This window comes from Rhodoferax sp. UBA5149, assembly GCF_002413825.1.
In the GTDB taxonomy this organism is placed as follows: Bacteria; Pseudomonadota; Gammaproteobacteria; order Burkholderiales; family Burkholderiaceae_C; genus Rhodoferax.
In genome coordinates, this window is sequence record NZ_DHXT01000088.1 from 32,898 (window position 1) to 39,303 (window position 6,406).

Annotated in this window: 5 protein-coding genes; 1 reads left to right on the plus strand and 4 read right to left on the minus strand. The window is 64.8% G+C overall.

From position 1 onward, the window contains the following. Window positions 1-209 (minus strand): FAD-dependent oxidoreductase (locus B3V69_RS07555; protein ID WP_296445264.1); only part of this gene is annotated, 209 nt, incomplete at its 3' end. A 76-nt stretch (window positions 210-285) separates the two neighbouring features. On the opposite strand from B3V69_RS07555, the gene B3V69_RS07560 reads away from it, so the two are divergent. After that, complete coding sequence (locus B3V69_RS07560; RefSeq protein ID WP_296445266.1) at window positions 286-1,299, plus strand: AraC family transcriptional regulator; 1,014 nt, start codon at window positions 286-288, stop codon at window positions 1,297-1,299. A gap of 417 nt (window positions 1,300-1,716) precedes the next feature. Here the strand turns inward: B3V69_RS07560 and B3V69_RS07565 are convergent, their stop codons facing one another. The 3 genes from B3V69_RS07565 to B3V69_RS07575 form a co-directional block, all read right to left on the minus strand. Next, window positions 1,717-3,705: a bifunctional DedA family/phosphatase PAP2 family protein gene (locus B3V69_RS07565; RefSeq protein ID WP_296445268.1), complete on the minus strand. Its 1,989-nt coding sequence runs from the start codon at window positions 3,703-3,705 to the stop codon at window positions 1,717-1,719. A gap of 71 nt (window positions 3,706-3,776) precedes the next feature. After that, on the minus strand, window positions 3,777-4,643 hold the full coding sequence (locus tag B3V69_RS07570) for an ADP-polyphosphate phosphotransferase (RefSeq protein WP_296445270.1): 867 nt from the start codon (window positions 4,641-4,643) through the stop codon (window positions 3,777-3,779). A gap of 16 nt (window positions 4,644-4,659) precedes the next feature. Continuing rightward, on the minus strand, window positions 4,660-6,406 hold a 1,747-nt coding region (locus B3V69_RS07575; RefSeq protein WP_296445271.1), incomplete at its 5' end, for a cation-translocating P-type ATPase.

Genomic DNA, 6,406 nt, shown 5'->3' on the forward strand with positions numbered 1-6,406 from the left:
TCCTTGAGCTTCATGCGCCGCTGCAGCGGTGTGTCCACCAAGGCCATGCCGCCAAAGGCCCACAGCGCCAGACCGCCCAAACGCTCGGGCGTGTCGCGGTCCACCAGCGTGACGCTTTTACCCGCGCGCAGACACTCAATAGCGGTGACCAGACCGGCCAAACCACCGCCAATCACCAGCACATCCGACTGAACATTTGCAGTTGCCATATAAGGGAGTTCCTGAGCGGAAAGACCTGACGATAACGGCTTATCATGGCGAACCCCTTGACTTCAGGAGCCAAGCATGTTGACCGCACAAGCCAGTGTTTCCATGAGCTGGATCAACACCGTGCTCGCTGCCGCCGAACGCCATGGCCTGACCCGCACGCAACTGCTGGCGCACGCCGGGCTGGGGCCCCGGCAGCTGGGCGACGAGCGCTGGCCCATCGACGACATCACCCGGCTGTGGCGTGCCGCCGCCGAGCTGACCCAGGACTCCGGCTTTGGCCTCAAAGCTGGCAGCCTGGTGGGGCCGGCCAGCTTCAATGTGGTGAGCTTCATCTTCCAGTCCTCGCCCACGCTGCGCGAGGCGATTACGCTGGTGCAAAAGTTTCAGCGCCTGATCAGCGACGGCGGGCGCTTCCAGATCATTGGTGGCGACGACAAGAGTTGGCTGATTTACCACCCGCAGCAAGGCGAACTGGCCTTCAGCCCGCACCAGATCGAAGCCGTGCTGGCGGCGGTGGTGAGCTTCAGCCGCTGGGTCACCGACCACCGCTTCGTCCCGGCGCAGGTGCAGTTCAGCCACAGCCAACTGGGGCCACTGGCGGGCTACCAGACGGTGTTTCAAACCGGGGTGGATTTCAACCAGGCGTTCAGCGGCCTGCAACTGGACAACGCCCTGCTGGACCGCGCCCTGCCGCAAGCCGACACGCAACTCGCCGCCATGCACCGCGAATACGCGGCAGCGCGCCTGGCCGCCCTCAGCGACACCCCCGACTTCTCAGCCCAGGTCCGCCACTGGCTGGAGGCGAAGCTGGCGACCGGCGTGCCGGAGCGCTCGGCCGCCGCCGAGCAGTTTGCCTTGAGCGACCGGGTATTTGCCCGCCGCCTGCAAAGCCAGGGTTTGAGTTACTCCGATGTGGTGGATGCCGTGCGCAAGGAGACTGCATGCACCGCCGTGGCCGACACCGACAGCACGTTTGTCGACATTGCGCAGCGCCTGGGCTTCTCGGAGGCCAGTGCGTTCAACCGGGCCTTCAAACGCTGGACGGGAAGTAGCCCCGGCGAGTGGCGGGCCACGCAGCAAAGCAAATAGGTTTTGCTATTGTTTTAATAGCTTCTTGCGTAGTATCTGCGAGGGCTACAAGCACATTTTTCTTGAAGAAAATGGTGCAGATATCGTTTTCCCCGTTGCAGCAGCAATTTCTCCACATCCCTTGCGCCATGTCTTGTGGCGGACAGGACTTCCGCTTTGCAGCTTGGATTCAACCGGTCGATGCAACGAGTTGGCTGAATCGTTCAGCAGGCGTTTCGTAGGTTTCGTAGGTTTCGTAGTTTAGAGTTTTCCTTGGGCGCTCGGATCTACGACTCGCACCTGCTGTGGGCGTTCCAGGTCCTCATTGACAGCCTGAGGGGGGCACCCTTCACATGGGCGCCACAACAGCTACCTTCGGCTGCCACTTGAGGCTCGGCACCCACGTCCGCGGGCATCTCCGACGCCACCAGCCGCGTCTCAACGCACCAATAACACAGCCGTCGTGTCCCTGCGCTTGATGTTGAGGCGCACGCCTTGGGTGTGCAGAGATTTCGCAAGTTGCGCCGTCGGCATGCCAAAGTCCTGATCAGTCATCGCCAGCGTCGCCATGCCGGCCGGATGCGCCAAGCGTTCGAGGGTCGCCATCCCGATCCACAGCGCCACGGGTGGGTCGTTTACCGCCCCGACCTGGTAGGACGTCGGCCAAAGGCGAATCACAAGGCGACGCGATGGGTCCAGTTCCCGCTCGAAACTCATGGTCGGCGACGCGCCTTGGTGAAGCTTTACCAGCACCGGGAGCTGCCCGACGCGAGTGGACGGCAACAGCCACAAGAGCGTCGTCCGCAGCGTCCATGGCGGCGGCCTGCGCCACCCGCCTGCTTCGAGCTCTTGCACGATCCGATCCGCCGTGCCGGCCCACTGCACCGACAGCGGCTCCTCGTGATCACCATCCACCTCGGTTCGGTGGGCAGGCAACCTCTGCCATCCGTCTACCCGCCAGTCGACCAGAAGGTAGGTCGAAGTGGATTGGCGGGGCGCGTACCGGGCGGCGTCGGCCGCATGATGTGTCACAACCACCGTGGACCCCGCCAGGATCAGCGTCCCCAATGCGGTGAACAACAAGGTACGGGCAGGCAGGCGCTCTGTTGGTTCATGCTGCATGTAGGTGATACCGAGCAGCGCCACCCAGGCCGTGCCTAGACTCAGACTGGCAATTACATCCGACAGCCAGTGCGCTCCGAGGTAAAGGCGCGAGAACGCGATGAGCCCGACCAACCCCGCCGCCAGCAGCGCGATGGTGAATCTGATCTTGGGACTCCTCTTGTGCGCCAGAAGAAAAGCCAGGAAACCGTAGAGCACGATGCTCGACGCGGCGTGCCCGCTCGGGAATGAAAACTGGTCGGTGCCGTCGTACATGGCCATCGGCCGTGCACGTTCCAGCGTCATCTTCAGGATCCAGACCAGCGCCTGTGCGAAACCGACGGCCGTCAACCAGTACGCCAGCGTGCGCCAGCAGCGTTTCCACGCGAGCACCACCGACACCGAGGCGATGACGGCGATCGCCACCATGGCACTGCCGAGTTCGGTGGCGGCGATCATCACTTCGTCGACCAAGCCCGTGCGCAGTTTCTGCAGGGCTGTGAACACGACGTGGTCGAACTGCACCAGCGGATCGCTCGACACCACGTCCTCTGTGATGCCAAGGAACATCCAGGCTCCGCCGAGCAACATTACGGCGGCAATGAGGAGCCCGAGCGACTCCGGCCGCGCGGGCTCCAGCAGCGACAGGACGAACCGCGGGAATACGCCGGTTCTGGGACGCGCCCACGCCACCATCCGATCACGCTGCCGGCTCGCGACCGGCCAAGCGCCCCGAAGGGTCAGGCGCAGCAGCACGGTGCACAGCCAGACGACGGCCACCACCCCTGCCAAGAGGATGAGCAGGCGGGAGCTCACAGCGCCGACAAGCTGCAGCGAAGCACCAAAAAGCGCGCCGGGCAGCAGGTGCGCTGCCGACCAGGCGATGGCGGACAGCACATTCACCACCGCGAACCGGAGCCTCGGCATGTTGGACATGCCGGCGACCACGGGAACGATGGCACGCACAGGTCCGAGGAAGCGGCCCAGGAACACGCTCGTGCCGCCATGCTCTGCAAAGTACGCCTGCCCGCGCGCGAGCAATTCGGGATGGGTGCTCAAAGGCCACCAGGCGCGCAGCCTTTCGTGATAGCGATGACCGAGCCAGAAGCTGAAGCCGTCGCCGAGGATCGCGCCGATCACGGCCGTCGCTGCCACCCACCATGGATCGAGGACCTGAAGGCCGATGAGGACGCCGGCTGCGACGACCACCGAACTGCCTGGGATGATGGTGCCGATCACGGCCACCGACTCCAGCAAGGACGCAGCGAACACCACGCCGAGTGCCAGAGCGGGGTGCTGCGAGAGGAAGTCGATCAGGGCTTGCATCGGCGAGATATAAAAAATGCGTACCGGCCATCATGACGCGAAATAGTTCACCCGCGCGAGCCTGCACCAGCTCACTTCGCCAGCTGCTTTCGAATCGTTTTCAGCTCCTGCCGCCGCGCCGCGCTGACCACCGGGTAACGCATCTTCAAACCTTGCAGCGCGTCGAGCACGATCTGCGACACGATCAACCGCGCGTCATGTTTGTCATCGGCGGGCACGATGAACCAGGGCGAGTCCGCTGTACTGGTCGCGCTCAGGGCATGGCCATAGGCTTGCATGTAGGCGTCCCAGAACTTGCGCTCGGCGATGTCGGCGGCGCTGAACTTCCAGTTCTTGTCGGGCTCGTCGATGCGCGCCAGCAGACGCTTGCGCTGCTCTTCCTTCGACAGGTGCAGGAACACCTTGACGATGCGCGTGCCGTTGGCGTGCAAATGCCTTTCCAGGTCGACGATCGAGCGGTAGCGCCCGCGCCACACCGATTCGTCGGCAGCAGCGTCGGGCAGGCATTCGCTTTGCAGGATGCTGCTGTGCACGCGCACGATCAGCACCTCTTCGTAGTACGAGCGGTTGAATATGCCGATGCGTCCGCGCTCGGGCAGGTCGCGGGTGGTGCGCCATAGGAAGTCGTGCTGCAGTTCCCGCGCGCTCGGATGCTGAAAGCTGAAGACCTGGCAGCCTTGCGGGTTGACACCCGACATCACGTGGCGAATCGCGCCGTCCTTGCCGGCCGTGTCCATCGCCTGGAACACCAGCAGCAAGGCGTGGCGGTTCGACGCGTAGAGCAGGCGTTGCTGGTCGCTTAAGCGCTCGACGTGGTCCTGCAACTCTTTGCGGTACGCCTTCTTCGACTTGCACAGCGGTTTGACCTTCGTGGCCCAAAGGCCGAGGTCGACCTCGTCGCCCTCGCCGAGTTTGAATGCATTGGCATCGATTTTCATACAGACTCCTTGTTGGTTACTTGTACACCGGCGGCAAAACTCTGTGACCGGGCGGTGCAAGCGAGCGCCGGGTCCAGAGTCGTCGCAACAGCTTTCGCCCTTCGCTGAACCAGAGCACGCCGCTGGCCATTGCCACACACACGCACCACTGGCCCGCCGAGAGCGGCACGGTGCCGAAGGCGAGGTTGAGGAAGGGCAGGTGCACGACAGCCACTTGCAGCGCAGTCGACAAGGCCACCGCTGCCCACAGCCAGCGGTTCGAAAACGCATCCCGGAACGCGGATGCGGTTGCCGAGCGCGCGTTGAAGCAGTTGAACAGCTGCGTCAGCACCAGCACCGTGAAGGCGGCGGTGCGCGCCCCTTCCAGGCTGTGCGGGCCGGGGCCCAGCCAGCTGTCCACCGGCTCGATCAACCCGCCGGGCAGGAAGAGGTCCAGCGTCAGCAGGGTCAGCACCGCCATCACGACGCCGGCCTCAAGCACGCTGCGCCACATGCGGCCATCGATGATGCGCTGGCTGCGCGGGCGCGGCTTGCGCGCCATGATGTCTTCGGCAATCGGGTCCACGCCCATCGCCAGCGCGGGCCCGGTGTCGGTGATCAGGTTGATCCACAGGATCTGCGTGGCCAGCAGCGGCAGCACCACCGCGCCACCCGAGCCGGTGGCCGTGGCTTTCAGACCGATGACACCCGCCCCCACCACGCCGCCAAACACCGTCAGCACCTCGCCCAGGTTAGACGACAGCAGGTAGCGCAGGAACTTGCGGATGTTGTCGAGCACGCCACGCCCTTCGCGCACCGCCAGCACGATGGTGGCGAAATGGTCGTCAGCCAGGATCATGCGGGCCGCCTCCTTGCTCACCTCGGTGCCTGCCACGCCCATCGCCACGCCGATGTCGGCGGCCTTCAGCGCCGGGGCGTCGTTGACGCCGTCACCCGTCATGGCCACCACGTTGCCGCCGTCCTGCAACGCTCGCACGATGCGCAGCTTGTGCTTGGGTGCCACGCGGGCGTATACCGAGGTCTGCCGCACTGCTGAAGTGAAGGCCGCGTCGTCCAGCTTGTCGAGATCAAGTCCGGTGAGCACCGGCGCACCGACCTCGACGATGCCGAGATCGGCTGCAATGCGCACCGCCGTGCGCGGGTGGTCGCCGGTGATCATGACCACGCGGACGCCAGCCTGGCGAGCCTGGGCAATGGCCACGGCTGCCTCTTCGCGCGGCGGGTCGATGATGCCCACGGTGCCGAGGTATTCCAGCTCCTGTTCGAGCGCAGCCGCCTCCGCAGCATCGGTCGGGATCTGCGCGTCAGCTGCCAGCGTGCGGCGCGCCACGCCCAGCGTGCGCAGCGCGTTATCTGTCATCAAAGCCACGTCGGCCTGCACCTGCGTGTGCCAGGCGGCATCGAGCGCCACCGTGGCCTCGCCGTGACGGACGCGGGTGCAATGCGCCAGCAGCACATCGGGCGCGCCCTTGGTAAAGAGCACGTGCGCGTCGCCGTCGGCATGGTCCACCACGAGCACCGACATCATCTTGCGCTGCGAGGTGAAGGGGATCTCGCCGATGCGTTCAAAGCGGTCTTCCCTCTCACGTGCCACACCGCTGCTGCCCAGCTTGCGCTCCGCCACCAGGAACGCGGCTTCGGTCGGATCGCCCTGGATGACCCATGTGCCGGTCTCCATCTGCCGCAGTTGGGCATTGCCAGCCAGGCTGCCGCCGCTCAGCACGGCCCGCAGTTCATCACGCATAGGGCCTTCGGCCAGTTCG

Bases quoted from the DNA above. Each gene is read 5' to 3' on its own strand.
- B3V69_RS07560 (WP_296445266.1), top strand. From the start codon at position 286: ATGTTGACCGCACAAGCCAGTGTTTCCATGAGCTGGATCAACACCGTG.
- B3V69_RS07565 (WP_296445268.1), bottom strand. From the start codon at position 3,705: ATGCAAGCCCTGATCGACTTCCTCTCGCAGCACCCCGCTCTGGCACTC.
- B3V69_RS07570 (WP_296445270.1), bottom strand. From the start codon at position 4,643: ATGAAAATCGATGCCAATGCATTCAAACTCGGCGAGGGCGACGAGGTC.